Annotated in this window: 2 protein-coding genes and 1 pseudogene; all 3 read left to right on the plus strand. The window is 52.2% G+C overall.

Annotated features, from left to right (window positions below):
- Positions 1-192, plus strand: a 192-nt coding sequence (locus tag DQ405_RS28035; protein ID WP_241730247.1) for a hypothetical protein, incomplete at its 5' end; no start/stop codon positions are given.
- Between the two features lie 4 nt (positions 193-196).
- Positions 197-976 carry a heavy metal sensor histidine kinase gene (locus DQ405_RS26985; protein WP_241730248.1) on the plus strand — a complete coding sequence of 260 codons (780 nt, stop codon included), beginning with the start codon at positions 197-199 and terminating at the stop codon, positions 974-976.
- An 83-nt stretch (positions 977-1,059) separates the two neighbouring features.
- Positions 1,060-1,315: pseudogene (locus tag DQ405_RS27370) on the plus strand (hypothetical protein); the annotation flags it as partial.

Raw genomic sequence — 1,315 nt, forward strand, 5'->3', positions numbered from 1 at the left:
TTTGAAACGGTATTCCGCATAAAACGCATAGCGCGGCGCGATCACGCCCTTGAGCTCCAACTGCACCAAGAGCGTCTTGAGCGGCAGCTCGCGAATATCTTTCTGAGTGGCGCTTTAGGTGTTTATTTGATCMAAAAAGGCTTTAAAACCGATCGACGAGCTCTCCAAGACCTCTTCTACGGTTACCGCTAACTGCTTGGATACTCGAATTCCGACCGAATCGGTGCCAGGCGAGCTCCACGAACTCGTTGATAATTTCAACGAGATGCTCTCACGTCTTGATGATTCCTTTCTCAGGTTATCGGGATTTTCAGCCGACATTGCTCATGAGCTAAGAACTCCTCTGAACAGCATGCTTACGCAAATGGAAGTCGCCCTCCTGCGCGACCGCGAGAACGCCGACTATAAGGACATCATATATTCAGCCCTCGAAGAGCTCAGGCGCATGTCTAAGATGGTCGATGACATGCTGTTCCTTGCCAAGGCAGATAACGGAAAAATCATACCTAGCACCGAAGATGCCAGCATGGCTGAGATTACTGCCAGTGTTGTCGAATACTACGATCTCGCCGCCGAGGACAGGAACGTAAGGATCGAGCTAACAGGCGATGGCCAGGTGAAAGGCGACAAATCAATGCTAAGGCGGGCCATCTCTAATATCGTCTCAAACGCAGTGCGGTATGCAGATGAAGGCAGCACAATCAGCGTTGAGATATGGAAAAGCGGCACATCCATTTCTACGGCAATCTCCAACCGTGGAATAACCATTCCAGAGGAGCTCCAGACTCGAGTATTCGATCGATTCTACAGAGTAGATACTGCCAGACGTGAGGGTACTACCTTGAATGCTGGTCTCGGCATGGCCATTACCCGATCGATAGTTGAAGCCCACAAAGGTCGCATCGCTTGCGTGTCGGCTGATGGGTTTACAACCTTCACGCTCACGCTCCCGGTGCGTGATGAAAGTCGTGCCTGAAAATGGGCACTAGCCGGCGACTCGCCGCCCTACGCATGTAATTGCTTGGCTGAACCGAAAGGGGTCACCGCTTTCGAACTTGTATGAATGGTTCGGAGTTTCCTGTGCAAGCATCCCCATCAGAAAAATGCGGTACGACAGCCACAGCGCTTAACGAAGCGTGCTTTTGCATAAGCCTGGATCAAGCGGCGCTCGCAAACGCATTGACCGACCAGCTTGGGAATCCCGAGCTGTTGGAGCTGCTGATGTCACGCTGCCCTCATGTGTTTGCAGCGCGGCCGGTCTTCGTATCATCACAGCGACTGCAGCAAGTGGCTGAGGTTATCCGTGCCATTGAGC

This window comes from Pseudomonas sp. SST3, assembly GCF_003325755.1.